An 18,576-nucleotide genomic window follows, 5' to 3' on the forward strand; every position below is an offset into this window, starting at 1 on the left:
ACTCGATGAAATTCGATGAACAACCGGAGAACCGGCCATGTCAGACCCTCTGACCACCCATATACAAACTGCGCATTCGTATACCCCTGTGCGCAAGCCCCCCGCCGACCCGCTGCGCGAAGCCGCGGTGGAACTGGAGGCATCGTTTCTCGCGCAAATGCTCAAATCCGCAGGTCTTGGCGAATCACGCGAGGGCTTTGGCGGAGGCGCGGGCGAAGATCAGTTTTCCAGCTTTCTCGTCCGCGAACAGGCCAACCAGATCGCCAGATCCGGCGGCATCGGACTGGCGGAATCCCTATACCACGCATTGAAGGAGACCCAAGGTGACTAACTCCGAAGCTCAAAAGCTCATTGATGAACTGGATCAGATCCTGGACCGCGAACGCGCGGCGTTGATGAAGGGGGATCTCGGCAAGCTGGAAGATTTTCTGGCGAAGAAAGAAAAGATCATCGCCAAGCTGAACTCCATGTCGGACCTGGAACGGGACGCGCTGGAAAAGGTCCAGACCAAGGTAACCCGCAATCAGGATCTGCTGGACAGTGCAATGGAGGGCATCCGCTCCGTGGCCACACGCATGGGTGAGCTGCGCCGGATCCGCAAAGGCCTGGACGTCTATGACCAGACCGGACGCCGCGCCCGCTACGGCACCCGCAACATGGGAAAACTGGAGAAGAAGGCCTGAATGCAATTTGGAGAAAATTCTACGGAAGCAAATCTCCGCATTAGCACTCCTTTAGCAACTGATGGGCCAATGTCTCCTTGCACCTGATGATGGGTGGCGCGGAAGCCGGACGGCGGAACGCACAGTCAGAAAGACGTCACAAAACGCCCCTTAGGGGCACAGAAAAATAGGGGCCAAAGCGCTCCACAGCTAAAGGAAAAAGCTATGACCAGCATTCTGACCAACAACGGCGCAATGGTTGCTCTGCAGACCCTGAAGTCCGTGAACAACAACCTGGAAGACACCCAGAACCAGATCTCGACCGGTAAAGAGGTTGGCACCGCAAAAGACAACTCCGCTGTCTGGGCAATCTCCAAATCCATGGAATCCGACATCCAGGCATACGAAGCCGTGTCCGATTCTTTGGACTTTGGTGAAGCCACCGTTGCTGTTGCGTCCTCCGGCATGGAGCAGATCGTCGACACCCTGAAAGAAATGCGTGAGCTGGCGGTTGCCGGTGTTTCGCAAAACGTCGACCACGCCAAGATCGAAGCTGACCTGGCCAAGAAGCGCGAGCAGATCGACTCGATCATCTCCTCCGCTTCGTTCAACGGCGCCAACCTGCTGGACGACACCGTCACCGCGCAATTGGATGTTCTGGGCGGCCTGGAAGCCGGCACCGACAACATTGTCATCACCGGGATCGACAGCGCTACCAACCTGAGCACCGGCGGCATGACCACGCTGACCGCCGCCACCGCCGAGACCGTGATGGGCGAAATCGAAACAATGCTGGCGTTCGCAATCGACAGCGCCGCGCAACTGGGTGCTGACAGCAACCGTCTGAGCGACCAGAACGATTTCGTGTCGAAACTGAACGACTCGCTGAAGTCCGGTGTCAGCTCCATGTCCGACACCAACATGGAAGAAGCGTCGGCGCGACTGAAGGCATTGCAGACCCAGCAGCAGCTGGCGGTGCAGTCGCTCTCTATCGCGAACCAGGCGCCTTCGACCCTGCAGCAGCTGTTCCGCTAACAGCTCCAACCGGGGCGCTAATGGCGCCCCGGTCTTCCCCTCTCAGAGAATCTGAAGAATAATACGTTAGGAAAACACGTGAATGCCCTTCTGAAGGCGAAGAGTGCCTATTCGGCGGCAAAGGCCCCGACCCGGACAGCAAAGAATTTCGAATACGAAGTGATCGCCCGCATCACGCGCCGCATGATCACCTCTGCCCAACAAGGCAGCGATGGGTTCCAGGATCTGGTCGCCGCCCTGAACGACAACCGCAAACTTTGGTCCATTTTCACAGTCGATCTTGCCTCCAAGGGAAACCCCTACCCGGATGAGCTGAAGCTGAGCCTCTTAGAACTGGCGGAATTCACGAGACAACACACCAGCAAAGTGCTGCAACGCAAGGCGAACGTTCGTCCGCTGGTGGAAATCAATACGGCCATCATGCGTGGCCTCCGCAGCGGAGCAACCTGAATATGAGCGGACTTGTCCTGAAACTTGCCCCCAAGGAGCGTGTCCTTGTGAACGGCGCGGTGATTGAAAACGGCGACCGCCGCAGCCGCCTGTCGATTGTCACCCCGGACGCCAACATCCTGCGTCTGCGCGATGCGATCCACCCCGAAGAGGCCAATACCCCGGTGCGCCGGGTGTGCTATGCGGCCCAGCTGATCCTGACCGGTGACGTCGACCCCGAAGAGGAGCGCCTGCCGATGCTGCGCCGGATCGAGGAACTGAGCCAGGTCTTTACCGACCCCGACAGCCGTGCATCTCTGGCCGAGGCAACCGAAGCGCTTATTGGCGACAACCATTATCGCTGCCTGAAGGCACTGCGCACCCTGTTGGCGCGCGAAGACCGACTGTTCGCGGTCCGCCCCGCCTGACGCGCACCCCGGCCGCAGCTGAGGCTGCGGCACGGGCGTCCCCAGCGCCGGTTTTACGTCCCTGAATGAAAAGGGCTCCCAGTTCACACCGGGAGCCTTTTTGCTGTCTGATGGGGGGCTGCGCCCGTCTCGCCGCGGGCCTTTGCCTCAGCGACCCGCCTTGGCGCGGCGCAAGAGCAACAGCAAGCGGTTGAAGCTGCTGGTGATCCCGTCCGGATCTTCGCGGCCGAAAAACGCGTCCAGCTCCGGCCACAGCTTGACCGCCTGATCCAGCACCGCGTCGTTGCCCTCGGCATAGAGACCGGCCCGGATCATCACCTCAGATTGTTCATACGCGCCCAGAAACTTGCGCACGTCCTGTATTGTGGCGTTCTCCTCCGCCGTCGCCGCGGCTGGCAGGCTGCGCGAAACCGAACGCGAGACATCAATGGCCGGAAAGCGGCCACGCTCGGCGATTTCACGGTTCAGCACGATATGGCCATCGAGCACCCCGCGCAGGATGTCCGCGATCGGCTCATCCATGTCGGACCCTGCCACCAGCACGCTGAACACTGCCGTGATGTCACCCTGCTTCGCACTGCCTGGCCCGGCGCGTTCGCACAGGCCGGTAATCAGCGGCGTCACCGAGGGCGGATAGCCGCGCAGGGCTGGCGCCTCACCGGAGGCGGCGGAAATCTCGCGGTGGGCCTCGGCAAAGCGGGTGACGCTGTCGGCCAGGAACAGCACATGTTTGCCCTGATCCCGGAAATGTTCTGCCACGGTCATGGCTGACCAGGCGCAGCGTCGGCGCACCAGTGCGGACTGGTCGGATGTGGCTGCCACAACAATTGCGCGGCTCATGCCCTCCGGGCCCAGCACGTCCTCGACAAAGTGATTCACTTCGCGGCCCCGTTCGCCGACCAGCGCCATCACCACGACATCCGCGTCCATGCTCTTGGCCAACTTGGCCAGCAGCGAGGATTTACCGACGCCGGAACCTGCAAAAAGGCCGACTCGCTGCCCCCGGACGATCGGGAGAATCGTATTCAGGACGGCCTGCCCGGTGGCCAGGCGCTCTCCCAAGGGGCGCCGCTCGGCGGCTTTGGGCGGCGCGGCCATCAGGTCCCGCGGGGCCGCGCCGGGCAGCAGCGGTCGCCCGTCCAGCGGCTCGCCGAAGGGGTCGATGACCCGACCGATCCAGTGGTCGCTGGGTGCAAAATCTGGGGAGGGGCGCAAAAGAACCGGATCTCCGATCGCCACGCGATCTGGCGCACGATCTGGTAACATGCTGATTTTTCTACCGCTAATTTTCAGAACTTCGCCGTGAAGCTCATCACCGGGGCCGCGGCGCAGGATCAGCCTGTCCCCGATTCGCGCCACCGATGCCAGGCCGGAGATTTCAATCTCTCCACCGGAGATTCCGGCGACCCTGCCCATCTGGGTGGTCAGCCGCTTGCCAGCAATCTGACGGGTCAGTGCATTCAGCTCTGCTTTCATCGCGGCAGTCTCCATTCCTGTCCTGAAAACAATTTCTAAAGGAATCGGGGTTAAGCCTTGATTGAAATCGATCAAGGGAGAAACCCTGGTGTTCACAGAATTGAACGTATTCAAAATTGCCTACTCCATGGCAACCCATGCCGGCACCCGCCAGGCACTGGTGTCGCAGAATATCGCCAATGCCGACACGCCTGGCTACCACGCCAAGGACATCAAGCCCTTCACGGAAGTCTTTGCCACGGGCGAACGCCCCGGCAACATGGTCGCAACCCGCAGCAGCCATCTGAACGGCTCGGCAGGTAGCGGCATGGATTGGGCGATCACCAGTTCCGACGCCGGCAGTGACCCCAACGACAACTCGGTCTCGGTTGAAACCGAGATGCTGAAAGGTGTCGAGGTGGCCCGCCAGCACAAGCGCGCCATGGCGATTTACAAGTCTTCCATGAACATCCTGCGCGCCAGCCTGGGCAAGTCCTGAGGAGGATCTGATCGATGAGTGAATTTTCCCGCGCTCTTTCCGTTACGGCCAGCGGCCTCAAGGCACAGGCTGCACGTCTGCGCCACGTGTCGGAAAACATTTCCAACGCCGACACGCCCGGCTACCGCCGCAAGACGGTTCCGTTCGAATCGGTTCGCGAATTGCAGACCAACGTGGAACACGTGCGGACAGGCCGTGTCTCCCTGGATCGCAGCGATCTGGATAAAATCTACGATCCCTCGCATCCGCTGGCCAATGAAAGCGGCCATTACGAGGGCTCCAATGTCGATCTGATGATCGAGATTGCCGACGCCCGCGAAGCACAGCGCAGCTATGAGGCGAACCTGAAGATGTTTGAGCAAACCCGCTCCATGTCCGCCTCTCTCATGGACCTTTTGAGACGTTAACCCCCCCCCGAGCCAATTGGAGATCCAGAATGGATATTCGCAGTCTTTCCGCCGCCACCGGCTATGCCGCGGCCCGTCCCGCCACCAAGGTCGACCCTGACTACACCGGCAACAGCGCCGGTGCCCAGCTCAAGCAGAGCTTTCAGGATTTCGCCACCACCCTGCAGCAAAGCGAGCAAGTCTCGGTACAGGCGATGACCTCGCAGGCGGATCCGCATGCTCTGGTGCAGGCGCTGGCGCAGACCGAACTGGCAGTCGAGACCGCGGTAACCGTGCGCAACAAGGTGGTCGAGGCCTACCAGGAAATCCTGAGAATGCCGGTCTGAGCCATGATGAGCGAGAGCCTGTTCTACGACACGCTGCGTCAGGCCCTGTGGGCCGCCGTCACCATGTCGACGCCGATCCTGCTGGTGGCCCTGATCGTGGGTCTGGTCATCGGCCTGTTTCAGGCGCTGACCTCGGTGCAGGAGATGACGCTGACGTTCGTGCCGAAACTGACCGCGATTCTGGTCGTCTTCTGGATGACCATGGGGTTCATGACCCAAACTCTGGTCGCCTTTTTTGACGGTCACGTCGTTCCGATGATTGCTGGAGGTCTGTAATGGAAACCACAGGTTACGCCACGCTGTCTCGCCAGTCCGGCCTGATGCGCGAAATGCGGGTGATCGCAAACAACATCGCCAACTCCGCCACCACTGGCTACCGCCAGGAGGGGCTGATCTTCTCTGAGTTCGTGAAGACCTCGCCGGGCGAGGAGTCGCTGTCGATGTCGCGGGCCAATATCTTCAACACCTCCATGGAGCAGGGTCAGCTGACCCAGACCGGCGGCGATTTCGACTTTGCAATCGAGGGCGACGGCTTCTTCATGGTGGAAACCCCGCAGGGCGAGCGGCTGACCCGCTCGGGCGCCTTTTCCGCCAATGCGGCAGGCGATCTGGTCACCATGGATGGCCACCGGGTGCTGGATGCAGGCCGCGCGCCGGTCTTCGTGCCGCCGGATGCGGGCAAGATCGAGGTTGGCTCAGATGGCTCGCTCAGCGCCAATGGTCGCCTTTTGGGCCAGCTGGGCCTGTTCCAGCCGGTCGAGCAGCACACGCTGGTGCGTGAAGACGGCGTGATGTTCCGCGTCGAAGGCGACATTGAAGAAAACTTCGACTCGAAGGTGCTGCAAGGCTTCCTCGAAGGCTCGAACGTGAACGCGATTTCAGAAGTGTCGCGCATGATCGAAGTCCAGCGGGCCTATGAAATGGGCCAGAGCTTTTTGCAGGCGGAAGATGAACGCGTCCGCAATGCCATCAAAAACCTGATCAAGACCTAGGAGAATCCAGATGCGCGCCTTGAAGATCGCAGCAACCGGCATGAGCGCCCAGCAACTGCGGGTGGAGACCATCTCCAACAACCTCGCCAACATGAACACCACCGCCTACAACGCTCGGCGGGCCGAGTTCGCCGACCTGCATTACCAGCAGGTGTCGCGGGCAGGCTCGGTGAATGCCTCGGACGGCACCGTGCTGCCAACCGGCGTTCAGGTCGGTCTGGGCGTACGCCCGGCAGCCGTCTCCGTGCACCTGTCTCAGGGGGCCCTGCAACAGACCAACAACGATCTGGATATTGCCATTGATGGCAACGGTTATCTGGAAGTCACCCTGCCGTCGGGTCAGGCGGCCTATACCCGCGATGGCTCGCTGAAACGCTCTGCCGAAGGGCTGATCGTCACCTCGGACGGGTTCCCGGTCTCCCCCGAGGTGACCATTCCCGACGATGCAAAAAGCATTTCGATCAACGCCGAGGGGGAGGTTTACGGCTATTTCGATGAAACCTCCGCAGGCCAGCTGCTGGGTCAGTTCACCCTCGCCGGCTTTACCAACCCCAAGGGGCTGGAAGCGATCGGCAGCAACCTGTTCACCGAGACCGAGGCCTCTGGCCCGGCAGCCGTGGCCACCGCGGGTGAGGACGGGCTCGGCACCCTGCGCCAGGGCTACCTCGAGGCCAGCTCGGTGGATGCGGTGCGCGAAGTGACAGAGCTGATCGCGGCGCAGCGCGGTTATGAAATGAACGCCAAGGTCATCTCGGCAGTCGACCAGATGATGAGCGCAACCACGCAGGTCCGCTGATGAAACAGATCTTCGCCCTCCTGATCGCCGGCGCCTTTTGCGCGCCCCCTGCCCTGGCGGACTATCTTGTCCCGCTGCGCACGATCCGCGCCAAGGACATCGTCAACCCCGAGGATCTGGCGTTGAAGAAGGGCGAGATCATGGGCGCGCTGAGCAACCCCTCCGAGGTCATCGGCATGGAAGCGCGCGTCGCGCTTTATGCCGGTCGGCCGCTGCGGCCCGGCGACATCGGGCCCCCCGCTATCATTGAACGCAACGACCTGGTGACCCTGACATTTCGTCAGGGCAGCCTGACCATCGCCGCCGAAGGCCGCTCGCTTGGCCGCGGCTCCGTCGGCGAAGCTGTCCGGGTCATGAACCTTTCTTCCCGCACCACCGTCACCGGCCGGGTGAAACAAGACGGCTCCGTAGAGGTAAACTGATGACCATGAAATTCTCCCCCGTCAAACCGCTGCTTCTTGGGCTGGTCGTACTCGGCGCCTGTGGCCGCATGGACCATTTGGGCAAGGCACCCTCCTTCACCCCGGCCAACGAATCGAACGAGCATGTTGCGATGCTGTATCAAGGGCTGCCCACCGACACCCAAACACGGCGTTCTGTCGATGGTGCCTCGTTGTGGAGCGGCGGACAGCAGTCGCTGCTGGGCGATCGACGCGCGATCAAACGCGGCGACATCATGACCGTGGTCATCGAAATCGATGAAGAGGCCGAAATCTCCAACGATACCCAGCGCTCGCGCTCCGGTTCCGAAAGCCTGAACATGCCGCAACTTCTGGGCCTGCCCCAGCGCCTGGACGAGAAACTGCCCACCGGCGCCTCCTCCGCGGATGCGGTGGAGCTGGGAAGCTCCAGCTCCTCGGGTGGCAAGGGGTCGGTCAAGCGCAGCGAGAAACTGGAGCTGCGGGTTGCGGCAACCGTTGTCGATGTGCTGCCAAACGGGGTTCTGGCGATCAGCGGCACCCAGGAACTGCGGGTAAACTTCGAACTGCGCGAGCTGTTGGTGACCGGCTATGTCCGGCCCCAGGACATCAGCCGCCAGAACGAGATCACCTATGACAAGATTGCTCAGGCACGGGTTTCCTATGGTGGCCGCGGCCAGATCACCGACGTACAGCAGCCGCGCTACGGCCAGCAGCTGCTCGACGTCGTCCTGCCGTTCTGAGGTTTGTCATGTTGTCCAAACTTTTACCTGTCATCCTTCTGATCCTCGGAACCGGGGGCGGTATTGGCGCCGGCATCATGCTGGCGCCTGCCCCGGACCCGGTCGAGGGTGCCGACGCGAGCAAAGCCGCCGCGCCCAAACCCAAAGCTGAAGAACCCGAGGAAATCAGCGAGGAGAACCAGCGCGAGTACATCAAGATCAGCAACCAGTTCGTGGTGCCTGTGGTCGAGCGCGACAGCCTCACCTCCCTGGTGGTGATGTCGCTGAGCCTGGAAGCCAAGAAAGGCACCTCAGAGAAAGTTCACGCCTATGAGCCCAAGCTGCGTGACGTCTTCCTTCAGGTTCTGTTCGATCACGCCAACATGGGCGGGTTTCGCGGTGCCTTTACCCGCTCCGACGTGTTGGAGCCTTTGCGGACGGCCCTGCGCGAAGCGGCCCAGAAACATCTCGGCGAGGACGTTTATGACGTTTTGATCATGGAGATCTCCCGCCAAGACGTCTGAGCGCGAAGCTGCCCCAAGAAAAAAGGCCGACCCGGAATGCGGTTCGGCCTTTTTCCGTTTTCCCACAAAGGTTTATTGCCCCAAGAGCTGGTCCAGAAAGGCCTTGGACTTCTCCGCCTTGTGGCGCTTGCGCTCTTCTGTTGCCATGGTTTCCACCGCATGTTTGCGGCCGAACGCCTGCCGCAGCTGGTCCATCATGCGCAACTTTTGCGCCGTGGCCTTGGCCAGGTCCTGGTTCAGCTGGCGGCGCGTCCGCGTGTGCCAACCCTGCCACAGCAGATCGGCGCCCAACGCCTTCATGGCGTGATCACCCGCGCCCTGCTCACGCGCCGACTGAACTTGCGTGTTCAGCTGCGCCAGCTGTCCGCGCAGCTGCGCCTCGCGGGCCAGAACGGGCTGCACCTTGGCGTGTTCTTTCATGTATTGCGCGGCGGTGACTGCCGCCATCTGATCCAGCATTTTCTGCTTCATGTGACTTTCCCCTTGGCGCGCTTGCGCATCTCCTCAGCAAAGCGGATGGCTGCTGCGACCGGTGCGTAATGTTCTTCCTGGACTTCATCGCCGATCTCGATTGTCGCGTGCAGCGCCCGTGCAGTCGGCGGGTCGCTGTGGATCGGAACGCCGTTTTCACTGGCCACCCGCCGGATCGCCGCGGCCACCTCGTCGACGCCCTTGGCCACGCAGACCGGGGCGCTGCCCTTGTCGCGGCTCCATTTCAACGCCACAGCGTAGTGGGTCGGGTTGACGACCACGACATCGGCCTTGGGCACATCGGCCAGCATCTGGCCCATGGCAATCTCCATGCCGCGCTGGCGCCGTTGGCTCTTGGTGTGCGGATCGCCCTCGGAATCCTTCATCTCGTCCTGGATTTCCTTGCGCGACATCATGTTCTTGCGGTGATGTTCAGCATGCTGAAAGACCGCGTCGATGATGCCGATGGACAATGCGATGATCAGGGCCATAAACAGGAACTCCAGCGACAACTGCGCCAGCATCATCACCACCGACTGCGGCCCGGTTCCGGCTGATGCGATCATCTCTGGCAGCCGATACGACAGATAGACCCCCAGGCTGATGGAATAGAGCACCAGCTTCACGAAGCTCTTGAAGAACTCAAACAGGCCGGAGCGGCCGAACTTGTTCTTGGCGTTGGAAACGATTGAGATCCGGGACAGTTTCGGTTCCAGCTTGGTGGGTGCAAAGACCATTGCGCGCTGGCCGATGATCGACAGCAGCACCAGCACGAACGGCACCAGGAACCAGGGCAGGATCGGCTTGATCGCACTGGTGGCAAAGCCACCGGAAGGGGCCGCAGCTGAGCCGTCAAAAAACAGCGGAGCCAGCCGGTCGGGCTGGTCCAGAAACGCCATCAGCGCCGTGCCGAACCCCTCCACGCTGCCGCTGCCAGCTGCGTAGAATGCCACGATAAGACCGAGATAGGCCGCAGCCACCGACAAGTCAGTGGATTTTGCCACCTCGCCTTTCTCGCGGGCCTTGCGGAGCTTCTGTTCCGTTGGCTCGAATGACTTGTCTGAGTCGTCGTCCTGACCGCTCATGGCATGCCGCCTCCCGGGTTGGCGAAGAATGTCATCAATGCCCGTGACCAAACGTCCAGGATCATCGGGCTTCCGATCATCAGAATGAACAACCCGCCAAAGGTGATGACCGGTGCGCCGACCATGGCCACCATCAACTGCGGCATCGCCCGGTTGATGACCCCCAACGCCAGGTTATAGATCACCGCAGTGATCACAAAAGGTGCCGCCAGGGTAAAGGCCAGCGAGAAGCTCTGGGAAATTCGGTACACGCCCCACTCCGCCACGCCTGCCGCAGCCGGCAACTGGCCGGCGGGAAACAGCTGATAGGAGCGGATCATCAGCTCCGCCACCCGCACATGCAGGCCCATCATGACGGCCAGCGTAACGCCCGCGATCATCAGCACCGCGCCCAGCGCGGGCATCGGCTCGGCCCCGATGCCGCCCAGAACCTGCGAAAGCGACGTGCTTTGCGCCGCCATCGTGCCCGCTGTCTGCAAGGCCAGCACGAACAGCCGCACCCCCAGACCCAACGCCAGACCGATGAGCGCCTCTGTCGCGGCAAAACGGGCGAAGCCCATCACCCCGTCAGGTTCCGCAAAGGCCGGCAAGGCCGGCGCCACGATAAAGGTGAACGCGATTGAAACCGCCAGTTTGACCCGTGTGGGCACGTACAGCTCTCCCATCGCGGGCAGCACCGACACCATCGCCGCCACCCGCAGAAAAACAATCGCCGCGTGCCAGAAACCGGCCCCCAGCAGCATGATCAGCTCCGGGGGCAAGAAGTTCAGGGTCATGCTTGCACCATGCCGACCAGCGCCGGCTGTGCCTCCAGTCCGATTTCCTCGAAGGACAGGACCGGATTGCTGATGCCGCGCGATTTCAGAATGGTGCGCAGGTAGCGACGGCGGCGGGTAGAGGTGACCACCGCAGCAAAGACACCCTGATCGGTGATCCCCGACAGTTTTTCGGTCAGCCCGTCTGCCAACCGGTTGAACAGATCCGGCGGCAGCGCGATGTCCAGCCCGGCGCCATGGCCATCCACCTGGTAGGTCGAGAACTTGTCCTCCCATTCCGGTGCCAGCTGCACCAGCGGGATGCTGCCGTCCTCGCGCTTCATCTCCGCCACCAGCTGGAAGCCCAGCCGCTGACGCACATGTTCGCAGATCAACTCCGGCTGCGTCACATGCTGGCGTGCCTCGGCGATGGCCTCCAGGATCAGCGGCATGTTGCGGATCGAGACCCGTTCCTCCAGCAGCAGACGCAGCACCGCATGCAACGTGTCCATCGGCACCTTTTCCGGCACCAGCGCATCCAGCAGCTTGCGGTTGGCCTCTGCCCGGTAGGTGTCGGACAGCTGGGTCATCTCGTCCAGCAGGCGGCGCAGCGATTTCAGGGTCAGCAGACGACCGAAGTTCTGCTTGATGATCTCCAGCAGGTGGGTCGCCAGGATTTCCGGCGGGCTGACCACCGTGGCGCCGGACAACGCCGCCTGTTCCTGCGCCTTGGCCGGGATCCAGCGGGCCGGTGCCCCATAGACCGGTTCGGTCACATCGGTGCCAGCCGGCAAGGAGTCATGATCGTCGGGCATCAGCGCCAGAACCATGTCGGGGTGCAGGAAGCCGCGCACCTGCTCTACCCCCTGCACCTTGATGACATAGGTGCCCTTTTCCAGATCATGCTGGTCGGTGAGGCGGATCTCCGGCAGGATCAAACCAAAGGAAGTTGCCACATGCGAGCGCATGTTGGCGATGCGCGCATCCAGACCGGTACCTGCATCCAGAACCATGCTGACCAGGTCCGGCGCGAATTCCAGGTGCAGGTCATCCAGATCAAGGATGTCACCCAGGGGCCGCGTCGTTGTCGGATCGGAGGCTTCCTCGATCTTCTCCTCAATCTCGGCTTCCGCATCATCCTGCTTTTTCTTGGCCATTCTGAATGCCGCGTACCCCAGCACGCTCCCGCCCAGAACAAAGGGCAGAAATGGCAGGCCCGGCACCAGCCCAAAGAGCACCATCAGCACCGCCACGGTTGTCAGCGCCGCGGGGTGGCGGCCAAACTGTTCCAGCAGCGCGGTGTCGGTGGCCCCGGTGGCACCGCCGCGGGCCAGCAGCAGCGCCGCCGCGATCGAGATGATGACCGAGGGGATCTGCGACACGAGCCCGTCGCCAACCGTCAGGATGGCGTAGGTCTCAAAGGCAGTCCCCACCGGCATGCCATGGATCAGAACGCCCATGATCAGCCCCATCACCAGGTTCAGCAAGGTAATAAGGAGACCGGCGACCGCATCGCCCTTGACGAACTTCGACGCACCGTCGAGCGAGCCAAAGAAGGTGGTTTCCTGTTGATCGCGCTCGCGGCGTTCCTTGGCGGTCTGGTGGTCGATGGCGCCGGCCGACATGTCGGCATCAATGGCCAGCTGCTTGCCCGGCATTCCGTCGAGGGCAAAACGCGCGCCCACTTCGGCCATCCGCGCCGCACCTTTGGTGATCACCATGAAATTGACGATCAGCAGCACCCCAAACACCACAAGGCCCAGGAACACGCTGCCGCCCATCACGAATTGGGCAAAGCCTTCGATCACATTGCCGGCGGCGTCGGTGCCGGAGTGGCCCTGGCCGATGATCAGCTTGGTCGAGGAAATGTTCAGCGACAGCCGCAACATCAGCGAGGCCAGCAGGATCGTCGGAAAGGACGAGAAATCCAGCGGCCGTTCGATGAACAGGGTGATGGTGAAGATCAGGATGGCCAGCGCAAAAGAGGCCGCCAGCCCCACATCCAGCACCCAGGCAGGCATTGGAAGGATCATCATCACGATGATCGCCATCAAGGCCAATGCCAGCAGCACCGTGGGACTGAACAGTTGTTCTGTAGACAGCTTAGGCAAAGCACTGCCCCCGCTGGTTCTCTGTCGCGGCCACATTCGGCAGCCCTGGTGCGATTCTCTGCGAAGCTGCACCGGTGCAAACATTGGCCTGCGCGCGCGGCTCAGCGCCCGCTACACACAGATTCGGCCCATGCAGGCCTTGTTTTGAATAGTTTTCCGGCATTCTGCCCATTCCAAATCAGGATTCACCCGATCTTCAGATTACCGACAGGCCGTTGACAAAGTGTTATCACAACGATTGCAGGCCGCCCTTGCGGTGGCGGCCTGCGGGATAAGATTGCGGGTGAGACGGATCAGTTTACTTCGGCCGCGCCCTGCCCGGCGCCGACCTTTCGCAGCAAGTCGGTTATGCCGCCGCGTGTGCCTTCGCTGCTTTCCACCAGCGCCCGCGCATGGGCCAGCGGCGACAGCCCCTCCGGATCGCGTGCCGTCTCGCTGATCTGGGAGGTCACAGTGGCAACCGCCTCGAACTGCGCCTCGCCCCCGGTTCCCATCGCCTCGATCGCGTCCAGATCTTCAGAATGCCAGAACCCGCGCGCTGCTGCATTGGCATCGTTCTCGGCCAGCAAGTATTCTCCGGCCCGGCCGTATTCCCCATTGCGCCACAGCGCTTCGGCGCGCAGACGGTTGGCCTCTGGTCCTTCCAGGCCCATCAGCTCCACCAAGGCACGGTGGGGTTTGCCCAGCTCCAGCGCCGCTTCCGCCATCATCAGGCGGCGGCGCTCGTCCTCCGGCTCCAGTGCCAGCTTGTTCAACATCGACTGCGCCTGTTCGGCGAAGCCGAGATCCAACAGTCGGCGGGACACATCTGCGGCAAAAGGTGCCGCCTCAGCAGCCGGAGCCTGATTGGCGTACACCAGCGCATATTGCAAGAAAGTCACATCGTCGGCGCGTTCAGTCAGCAGCAACATCAGCGGGTGTATCGCGGCCGCCCGCGCCGCCGGTCCATCCCGGTCCGACAGATCTTTCAGCTCTTCGAAGGCCTCATGGAATTGCCCCATCAGCGCAAGGGAGGAAACCAGCGCCAAACGAAGGTCCGGACCCAGTTCAGTGTCGCGGTTTTCAAGCTCGTAGGAAGCCACCAGGTCGGGCACGTCCGGCGACAACGCCTTGCGCTCCTTGACGCTCAGCGCGACCAGCTCGACCAATGCGGTCGGCGCGCTGCCAGAGCGTTCCGCCACCTCGTCGGTCAGCTCTTCGGCAACCTTATCGGTGTCGCCCTCCAGCTCGGCAATGGCGGCCTCGGCCAGGTTGATCTCTGGCACATCTTCGACCCCCGTGCGGTCAACGGCGCGCAGGATGGATTCGGCAACATGGTGGTCGCCGGTCTTTGCAAACATCTTGCTGACCCGCGGCCCCAGGTGGACGCGCAAATGCGTCGGCAGCTTCGAAAACGCCTGCTGAATGGCGTCGGAGCTGGCGTTTTTCTTGATTTCACCATCCGCCAGCGCGCCCCAGAGCGCGCTGTCGCCCTCGCAGCTTTGCTGGCCGGAGAACGGGTGATTGACAGGCAGCGATGCACCGTCGATCAGCCGGGCCATTGCAGTCAACAACTCCGCGTCGGGATCACCGCGGCCGGCCTCAGGCAGAATTGTCAGCATGGCCCGGGATTCGGCACCGAAGCCGAAGTACAGGTAAATGCGCGCCAACGCATAAACGCTGGCCGGGTTCACATCGTCAAATTCCCGCACCAGCGCACTGCGCAGCGCAGAGACCTGATCCGCAAACGGGCTGTCGTTGCCCCACCGGTGAATGGCGACCGCGCGATTCGGCAGACAGTGCATCTGCTGGTTCGCCGCCGTATCCAGCCCCGCTGTCAAACCGGTTTCCCGGTCGATCGCAGATGAAACAGCTATGTGATCCAGCGGGTTCAGCGGCCGGTCGCTGCGGCCCAGTGGGTCCAGCCCCGCAATTGCGGCATCGGGCAGCCCACCATCGCCGATCTCCAGCAACCCCTGGCGCGCGGCGCGGCCGATCTGCTGCAAGAGACGCTGCTCGGATTCGTTGACCACCGCGGCACGTTCGGTTTCCACCATGTCCAACAGGAACCCGGTGTCCGGCAGCGCGGTTTCCGTGGTTTCCACGGTGTCAGGCTCGGCCAGAGGCGCAGGTCTCGCAGCGACCTCATCCGCGCGCTGGCTGCCACGGGCCTGGGACAACATCACATCGCCCAAATCCTCAATCCGCGCCTCCGGCAGGTCCGCGGCGGCCGGTGCGGGCACGGGCGCAGGCCGGACAGTCGGTGCGGGCGCGGGCGCGCTTTGGGTCGTGGTCGCGGCAAGTTCAAGCGCCATGCGCGCATCTGTGGCCGCCGTTCCGGGAAACCGGAAGCGATAGCCCGAACCGGGCGGGGTCAGGGGCAGAACGCTGCTGCCGATCGAGACCGACGCCACGGTCGCGCCGCGCGGCACCGGTACGCCATCGTCGCGGATGTCCACCACCAGATAGCCGTTCTCCTGCACATAGGAGGTCACCTTGCAGTCACACCCCAGTTGCAGCCGCAGCGGCTGGCCGGGGCTGATCTGTCCCAGCGACTGTAGGCGGGTGCGCGGGATCATATTGAACACACGGGACGTGTCAAAGACCACCTCCGGCGCATCAATGTTTACCGTCGCGGTGGTGCCGCTTTGGGTCAGGGACCAATCCGCGCTCGCAGGCAGCCGCATGACGAGCCGGGTAAAGCCGTCATGCTCTCCCGACCGTGTCACGATGGTCTGCGCCTGGGCGCTCGCGGCCGTCAGAAGGGTGGCCGTTATGGCAAGTGCACGCCAGATCATGCTGCGTCCTGTTTCACCGATTTAAGCGCCTCTTCCAGCTCCGAGAAGCCAGGGCGGAAATGCGAGGGTGTGTTCTGGCGGCCCACTTCGATGCAGATCGCCGCCGCGTGGTTGTGCAAGTTTGCCACCAACACCTCGCGGATGAGTTGATAGAAATGCGCATCTTCTTCGACCACATTCTTCACCTTGCCGGCAAAAGGCGCGGCCAGGCAGTAGGCCAGAAAGATGCCGAGGAAGGTCCCCACGAGGGCGCCACCGATCATCTTGCCCAGAACCTCTGGCGGCTGGTCGATGGACCCCATGGTCTTGATCACGCCCAGAACCGCCGCAACGATGCCCAGTGCAGGCAGGCCGTCGGCCAGCGTTTGCAGCGCGTGGCTGCCATGCATGGCATGGTGATGGTTGGCCTCGATGCGTTTTTCCAGAACCTCCTCCACCTGATGCGGGTCGTCATAGTTCATGGAGGCGGACCGCATGGTGTCGCAGATCAGGTTGATGGCTTCCTTGTCGGCCATGATCTTGGGGTACTTGTTGAACACGGCAGAGTTTTCCGGGTCTTCGATATGCTGCTCCACCTCAACCGGGTTGGCGCGGGCGATCCGGATCAGGGCAAACAGCAGACACAGCAGATCCCTGTAGTCATCCGGCTTCCACTTGGGCCCCTTGAAGACCTTGCCGACATCCTTGAGCGTGTGCTTGATCCCACCCATGTCGTTGCTGATCAGGAAGGTGCCGACGGCAGCGCCCCCGATCATCATCATTTCAAACGGCAGCGCCTTGATGATGATCGCCAGTTTACCGCCAGCCAGAAGGTAGCCGCCAAATACCATGGCAAAGATCACCACGATGCCTACAATACCGATCATAGGTCCACTCCAAATTCCATTGGTTTTTATCAGTCTAGGCGAGTCGTCCTAAGGAAAGACTAAACCGGCGCCTGCTGTCATTCCTTGGGTACGGCACCATTGCGCCCGGCCAGGACCACGCTGATCGTATAGGCAGCTTCCGGACTCAGACCCGCCATGATGCCCGCAGCGGCCTCCGGTTGCATCCGGGCGAGAAAGCCTGCCGCGAATCCGGGATCCATTTCCTCGAACAGGGCAGCAGCGTCCTTGGGCTTCATCTGCTCATAGACCGTGGTCAGACGCGTGACATCCGCCTCGGTGGCGCCATCGGCCATCGACAGGGTTTCCCGCAGTCGTGCTTCGGCCTCTTCCAGCGCCGCCAGTTTCGTTTCGATCGCCTGATCCGCGATCTCCAGCGCCTTGGTCCGGTCCTGGATCTCCGCCTCACGCGCGGCCAGCGCGGCCTCGCGCTCCTTGAAGGCGGACAGCATGGTTTGCAGCTCCGCCGAAGAAGGCATCGATTCGCGCTGCGGCGCGCCCTTGTGGTCCACCACGTCCTCGTTGGTGTCCTGCAGGCTCGCGACCTCGCGGGCGATGGCCGGCCCTGCCTCCAGCGCCAGGCGAACCGCCGCCGAGCCCATCAGCAGAATTGCGAGCATCATCAGGGTGCCGCTGCGCCGAAACCGGCGCGGCTTTTTTGTCTTGGTCTTGCTCGCCATCACGCCACCCGATTCTGACTGCGGTTGTGGCGGACAAACATCAGGCCGGCAGGTTTTGCTTCACCCGCAGCATCCTGTTCGCCGTCCTGCGGCTTCGATTCGGCCTCATAGGCGGCCGCCATCGCGGCATCTTCCGCTGCCGGAGCAACCGGAGCAACCGGAGCCTGCGCCTGCGGGGCGGCCTCGTCGATGTCGTGCATCGACGCCATCATCAGCTCCAGACGCTGCGCCACCGTTTCGGCGCGGCCCGTCAACTGCTGCAGCGCCTTGCTGGAGCCATCGGAGATCTGCTGCGCCGATTGCAGAGATTTGTTCAGGTCATCAACCTGGGCGGACAGTACGGCAACCGCACCGCCAACGCCTTTTTCAAGGTCATTGAACCGCTTAAGCCGGCGCGACAGCACCAGGCAATAGAATCCGGCGCCCAGCGCGCCGGCCGCAAGCAGGATATCAGCAATAATGTCCATCCCGTCCTCCTAGTTCAGTACGAAATCCATAATCAGCAGATCGCGCACCCGGCCCTGGCCGGTGGCAATGTTGATCCGCCGCAGCATCTGCGCTCTCAGTTTTGGCAGAGCCATCGGATCGGTCAGATCGTCAAGCTCCAAGGCTCTCAGGTAGCTGTTCAGGACATCGACAACCCGCGGGAGGATTTTTTCGACCTCGGCCTGATGGACCAGGTCGACCTCAAGTTGCGCGCGGAACCGCAAATGCTTCAAACCACTGGCTTTGCGCAGGGTTATCACAATGGGGTCCATTTCGATAAAAGCGAGATTGGCGATATCCTCCGCCGACTCACCCGTGTCCACGCCTTCTGGCGCCTCTTCGGTCGCAGCCACCGGTTCTGGTGCTGCTTTTTGACCAAAGGGAAGAAGGCCTGACTGAACGGCGAAGAATCCTCCGCCTGCGCCTGCCAGTCCCAGCACCACCCCGATGATCAGGGGCAGTTTGCTTTTCTTGGTCGGTGCTTCTGCGTTTGTGTCTACTGCAGCGTCTGTCATGGCTATCCCTAAAACGTCGTGCAGCATCTTCATAACCTGCGAGGGACTAACCGAATGTTAAGGCCGATCCGTCAAAAGGGTTGCAGACCGGACAGAACGCCGGTGCGACGGAGGTTAA

24 protein-coding genes are annotated in these 18,576 nt (G+C 62.0%); 14 read left to right on the forward strand and 10 right to left on the reverse strand.

Annotated features, from left to right (window positions below; all coding sequences use genetic code 11):
* Positions 1–37: 37 nt before the first annotated feature.
* The 5 genes from AC0IPL_RS00630 (at position 38) to flbT (ending at position 2,554) form a co-directional block, all read left to right on the forward strand.
* Complete coding sequence (locus AC0IPL_RS00630) at positions 38–331, forward strand: rod-binding protein (protein ID WP_474271195.1); 294 nt, start codon at positions 38–40, stop codon at positions 329–331.
* Positions 324–683 (forward strand): flagellar biosynthesis protein FlgN, encoded by a 360-nt coding sequence (locus AC0IPL_RS00635; RefSeq protein WP_474271197.1) that lies wholly within the window; start codon positions 324–326, stop codon positions 681–683. The genes AC0IPL_RS00630 and AC0IPL_RS00635 overlap by 8 nt, the downstream gene beginning before the upstream one ends.
* A 204-nt stretch (positions 684–887) precedes the next feature.
* Entirely contained in the window at positions 888–1,697 is an 810-nt protein-coding gene (locus AC0IPL_RS00640) for a flagellin (protein WP_474271199.1), read from the forward strand.
* A 78-nt stretch (positions 1,698–1,775) separates the two neighbouring features.
* On the forward strand, positions 1,776–2,147 hold the full coding sequence (flaF, locus tag AC0IPL_RS00645) for a flagellar biosynthesis regulator FlaF (protein WP_474271201.1): 372 nt from the start codon (positions 1,776–1,778) through the stop codon (positions 2,145–2,147).
* A gap of 2 nt (positions 2,148–2,149) precedes the next feature.
* Entirely contained in the window at positions 2,150–2,554 is a 405-nt protein-coding gene (gene flbT, locus AC0IPL_RS00650; RefSeq protein WP_474271203.1) for a flagellar biosynthesis repressor FlbT, read from the forward strand.
* A gap of 147 nt (positions 2,555–2,701) precedes the next feature.
* Here the strand turns inward: flbT and AC0IPL_RS00655 are convergent, their stop codons facing one another.
* Positions 2,702–4,030, reverse strand: a complete 1,329-nt coding sequence (locus AC0IPL_RS00655; protein WP_474271205.1) for a FliI/YscN family ATPase — start codon at positions 4,028–4,030, stop codon at positions 2,702–2,704.
* Positions 4,031–4,118: 88 nt separating this feature from the next.
* On the opposite strand from AC0IPL_RS00655, the gene AC0IPL_RS00660 reads away from it, so the two are divergent.
* Genes AC0IPL_RS00660 through AC0IPL_RS00700 form a run of 9 tightly spaced genes read left to right on the forward strand, consistent with a single transcriptional unit; the run spans position 4,119 to position 8,694 of the window.
* Positions 4,119–4,508 carry a FlgB family protein gene (locus tag AC0IPL_RS00660; RefSeq protein WP_474271207.1) on the forward strand — a complete coding sequence of 130 codons (390 nt, stop codon included), beginning with the start codon at positions 4,119–4,121 and terminating at the stop codon, positions 4,506–4,508.
* 14 nt (positions 4,509–4,522) lie between these two features.
* The gene (gene flgC, locus AC0IPL_RS00665) at positions 4,523–4,915 is read left to right on the forward strand and encodes a flagellar basal body rod protein FlgC (protein ID WP_474271209.1); all 393 of its coding nucleotides are present in this window, start codon (positions 4,523–4,525) and stop codon (positions 4,913–4,915) included.
* A gap of 29 nt (positions 4,916–4,944) precedes the next feature.
* Positions 4,945–5,241, forward strand: a complete 297-nt coding sequence (gene fliE / locus AC0IPL_RS00670) for a flagellar hook-basal body complex protein FliE (protein ID WP_474271211.1) — start codon at positions 4,945–4,947, stop codon at positions 5,239–5,241.
* Positions 5,242–5,244: 3 nt separating this feature from the next.
* Complete coding sequence (locus AC0IPL_RS00675) at positions 5,245–5,517, forward strand: flagellar biosynthetic protein FliQ (RefSeq protein ID WP_474271213.1); 273 nt, start codon at positions 5,245–5,247, stop codon at positions 5,515–5,517.
* The gene (locus tag AC0IPL_RS00680) at positions 5,517–6,233 is read left to right on the forward strand and encodes a flagellar hook-basal body complex protein (RefSeq protein WP_474271215.1); all 717 of its coding nucleotides are present in this window, start codon (positions 5,517–5,519) and stop codon (positions 6,231–6,233) included. The genes AC0IPL_RS00675 and AC0IPL_RS00680 overlap by 1 nt, the downstream gene beginning before the upstream one ends.
* A 10-nt stretch (positions 6,234–6,243) precedes the next feature.
* The gene (gene flgG / locus AC0IPL_RS00685; RefSeq protein WP_474271217.1) at positions 6,244–7,029 is read left to right on the forward strand and encodes a flagellar basal-body rod protein FlgG; all 786 of its coding nucleotides are present in this window, start codon (positions 6,244–6,246) and stop codon (positions 7,027–7,029) included.
* Complete coding sequence (gene flgA / locus AC0IPL_RS00690) at positions 7,029–7,451, forward strand: flagellar basal body P-ring formation chaperone FlgA (RefSeq protein ID WP_474271219.1); 423 nt, start codon at positions 7,029–7,031, stop codon at positions 7,449–7,451. The genes flgG and flgA overlap by 1 nt, the downstream gene beginning before the upstream one ends.
* Positions 7,451–8,191 carry a flagellar basal body L-ring protein FlgH gene (gene flgH, locus AC0IPL_RS00695; protein ID WP_474271220.1) on the forward strand — a complete coding sequence of 247 codons (741 nt, stop codon included), beginning with the start codon at positions 7,451–7,453 and terminating at the stop codon, positions 8,189–8,191. The genes flgA and flgH overlap by 1 nt, the downstream gene beginning before the upstream one ends.
* Positions 8,192–8,199: 8 nt before the next feature.
* Positions 8,200–8,694: a flagellar basal body-associated FliL family protein gene (locus AC0IPL_RS00700; RefSeq protein WP_474271221.1), complete on the forward strand. Its 495-nt coding sequence runs from the start codon at positions 8,200–8,202 to the stop codon at positions 8,692–8,694.
* Between the two features lie 72 nt (positions 8,695–8,766).
* Here AC0IPL_RS00700 and AC0IPL_RS00705 read toward each other — a convergent pair whose 3' ends face one another.
* The 9 genes from AC0IPL_RS00705 to AC0IPL_RS00745 form a co-directional block, all read right to left on the reverse strand.
* Positions 8,767–9,165 (reverse strand): hypothetical protein, encoded by a 399-nt coding sequence (locus tag AC0IPL_RS00705; RefSeq protein WP_474271223.1) that lies wholly within the window; start codon positions 9,163–9,165, stop codon positions 8,767–8,769.
* Positions 9,162–10,250, reverse strand: coding sequence for a flagellar type III secretion system protein FlhB (gene flhB / locus AC0IPL_RS00710; protein WP_474271225.1), 1,089 nt, complete (start codon positions 10,248–10,250; stop codon positions 9,162–9,164). The genes AC0IPL_RS00705 and flhB overlap by 4 nt, the downstream gene beginning before the upstream one ends.
* Positions 10,247–11,026 carry a flagellar biosynthetic protein FliR gene (locus AC0IPL_RS00715; protein WP_474271227.1) on the reverse strand — a complete coding sequence of 260 codons (780 nt, stop codon included), beginning with the start codon at positions 11,024–11,026 and terminating at the stop codon, positions 10,247–10,249. The genes flhB and AC0IPL_RS00715 overlap by 4 nt, the downstream gene beginning before the upstream one ends.
* Positions 11,023–13,056, reverse strand: a complete 2,034-nt coding sequence (gene flhA / locus AC0IPL_RS00720) for a flagellar biosynthesis protein FlhA (protein WP_474271938.1) — start codon at positions 13,054–13,056, stop codon at positions 11,023–11,025. The genes AC0IPL_RS00715 and flhA overlap by 4 nt, the downstream gene beginning before the upstream one ends.
* A gap of 353 nt (positions 13,057–13,409) precedes the next feature.
* Positions 13,410–15,893 (reverse strand): hypothetical protein, encoded by a 2,484-nt coding sequence (locus AC0IPL_RS00725; protein WP_474271229.1) that lies wholly within the window; start codon positions 15,891–15,893, stop codon positions 13,410–13,412.
* Positions 15,890–16,759: a flagellar motor stator protein MotA gene (gene motA / locus AC0IPL_RS00730; RefSeq protein ID WP_474271230.1), complete on the reverse strand. Its 870-nt coding sequence runs from the start codon at positions 16,757–16,759 to the stop codon at positions 15,890–15,892. Before motA ends, AC0IPL_RS00725 begins: the two co-directional genes overlap by 4 nt.
* Positions 16,760–16,836: 77 nt before the next feature.
* Positions 16,837–17,457: a MotE family protein gene (locus AC0IPL_RS00735; RefSeq protein ID WP_474271232.1), complete on the reverse strand. Its 621-nt coding sequence runs from the start codon at positions 17,455–17,457 to the stop codon at positions 16,837–16,839.
* Positions 17,457–17,924 (reverse strand): hypothetical protein, encoded by a 468-nt coding sequence (locus AC0IPL_RS00740; protein ID WP_474271234.1) that lies wholly within the window; start codon positions 17,922–17,924, stop codon positions 17,457–17,459. The genes AC0IPL_RS00735 and AC0IPL_RS00740 overlap by 1 nt, the downstream gene beginning before the upstream one ends.
* A gap of 9 nt (positions 17,925–17,933) precedes the next feature.
* Positions 17,934–18,458: a flagellar basal body-associated FliL family protein gene (locus AC0IPL_RS00745; RefSeq protein ID WP_474271939.1), complete on the reverse strand. Its 525-nt coding sequence runs from the start codon at positions 18,456–18,458 to the stop codon at positions 17,934–17,936.
* Positions 18,459–18,576: the final 118 nt, after the last annotated feature.

The organism is Leisingera sp. SA32, from assembly GCF_056033425.1.

Excerpts from the sequence above, each read along its gene's own strand:
- flgG (WP_474271217.1), top strand. The coding sequence starts at position 6,244 with ATGCGCGCCTTGAAGATCGCAGCAACCGGCATGAGCGCCCAGCAACTG.
- flhB (WP_474271225.1), bottom strand. The coding sequence starts at position 10,250 with ATGAGCGGTCAGGACGACGACTCAGACAAGTCATTCGAGCCAACGGAA.
- AC0IPL_RS00725 (WP_474271229.1), bottom strand. The coding sequence starts at position 15,893 with ATGATCTGGCGTGCACTTGCCATAACGGCCACCCTTCTGACGGCCGCG.
- AC0IPL_RS00640 (WP_474271199.1), top strand. The coding sequence starts at position 888 with ATGACCAGCATTCTGACCAACAACGGCGCAATGGTTGCTCTGCAGACC.
- AC0IPL_RS00655 (WP_474271205.1), bottom strand. The coding sequence starts at position 4,030 with ATGAAAGCAGAGCTGAATGCACTGACCCGTCAGATTGCTGGCAAGCGG.
- AC0IPL_RS00680 (WP_474271215.1), top strand. The coding sequence starts at position 5,517 with ATGGAAACCACAGGTTACGCCACGCTGTCTCGCCAGTCCGGCCTGATG.
- flgA (WP_474271219.1), top strand. The coding sequence starts at position 7,029 with ATGAAACAGATCTTCGCCCTCCTGATCGCCGGCGCCTTTTGCGCGCCC.
- flgH (WP_474271220.1), top strand. The coding sequence starts at position 7,451 with ATGACCATGAAATTCTCCCCCGTCAAACCGCTGCTTCTTGGGCTGGTC.
- flbT (WP_474271203.1), top strand. The coding sequence starts at position 2,150 with ATGAGCGGACTTGTCCTGAAACTTGCCCCCAAGGAGCGTGTCCTTGTG.
- fliE (WP_474271211.1), top strand. The coding sequence starts at position 4,945 with ATGGATATTCGCAGTCTTTCCGCCGCCACCGGCTATGCCGCGGCCCGT.
- AC0IPL_RS00705 (WP_474271223.1), bottom strand. The coding sequence starts at position 9,165 with ATGAAGCAGAAAATGCTGGATCAGATGGCGGCAGTCACCGCCGCGCAA.
- AC0IPL_RS00745 (WP_474271939.1), bottom strand. The coding sequence starts at position 18,458 with ATGACAGACGCTGCAGTAGACACAAACGCAGAAGCACCGACCAAGAAA.
- AC0IPL_RS00675 (WP_474271213.1), top strand. The coding sequence starts at position 5,245 with ATGATGAGCGAGAGCCTGTTCTACGACACGCTGCGTCAGGCCCTGTGG.
- motA (WP_474271230.1), bottom strand. The coding sequence starts at position 16,759 with ATGATCGGTATTGTAGGCATCGTGGTGATCTTTGCCATGGTATTTGGC.
- AC0IPL_RS00700 (WP_474271221.1), top strand. The coding sequence starts at position 8,200 with ATGTTGTCCAAACTTTTACCTGTCATCCTTCTGATCCTCGGAACCGGG.
- AC0IPL_RS00735 (WP_474271232.1), bottom strand. The coding sequence starts at position 17,457 with ATGGCGAGCAAGACCAAGACAAAAAAGCCGCGCCGGTTTCGGCGCAGC.
- AC0IPL_RS00740 (WP_474271234.1), bottom strand. The coding sequence starts at position 17,924 with ATGGACATTATTGCTGATATCCTGCTTGCGGCCGGCGCGCTGGGCGCC.
- AC0IPL_RS00715 (WP_474271227.1), bottom strand. The coding sequence starts at position 11,026 with ATGACCCTGAACTTCTTGCCCCCGGAGCTGATCATGCTGCTGGGGGCC.
- flgC (WP_474271209.1), top strand. The coding sequence starts at position 4,523 with ATGAGTGAATTTTCCCGCGCTCTTTCCGTTACGGCCAGCGGCCTCAAG.
- AC0IPL_RS00630 (WP_474271195.1), top strand. The coding sequence starts at position 38 with ATGTCAGACCCTCTGACCACCCATATACAAACTGCGCATTCGTATACC.
- flhA (WP_474271938.1), bottom strand. The coding sequence starts at position 13,056 with ATGGCGATCATCGTGATGATGATCCTTCCAATGCCTGCCTGGGTGCTG.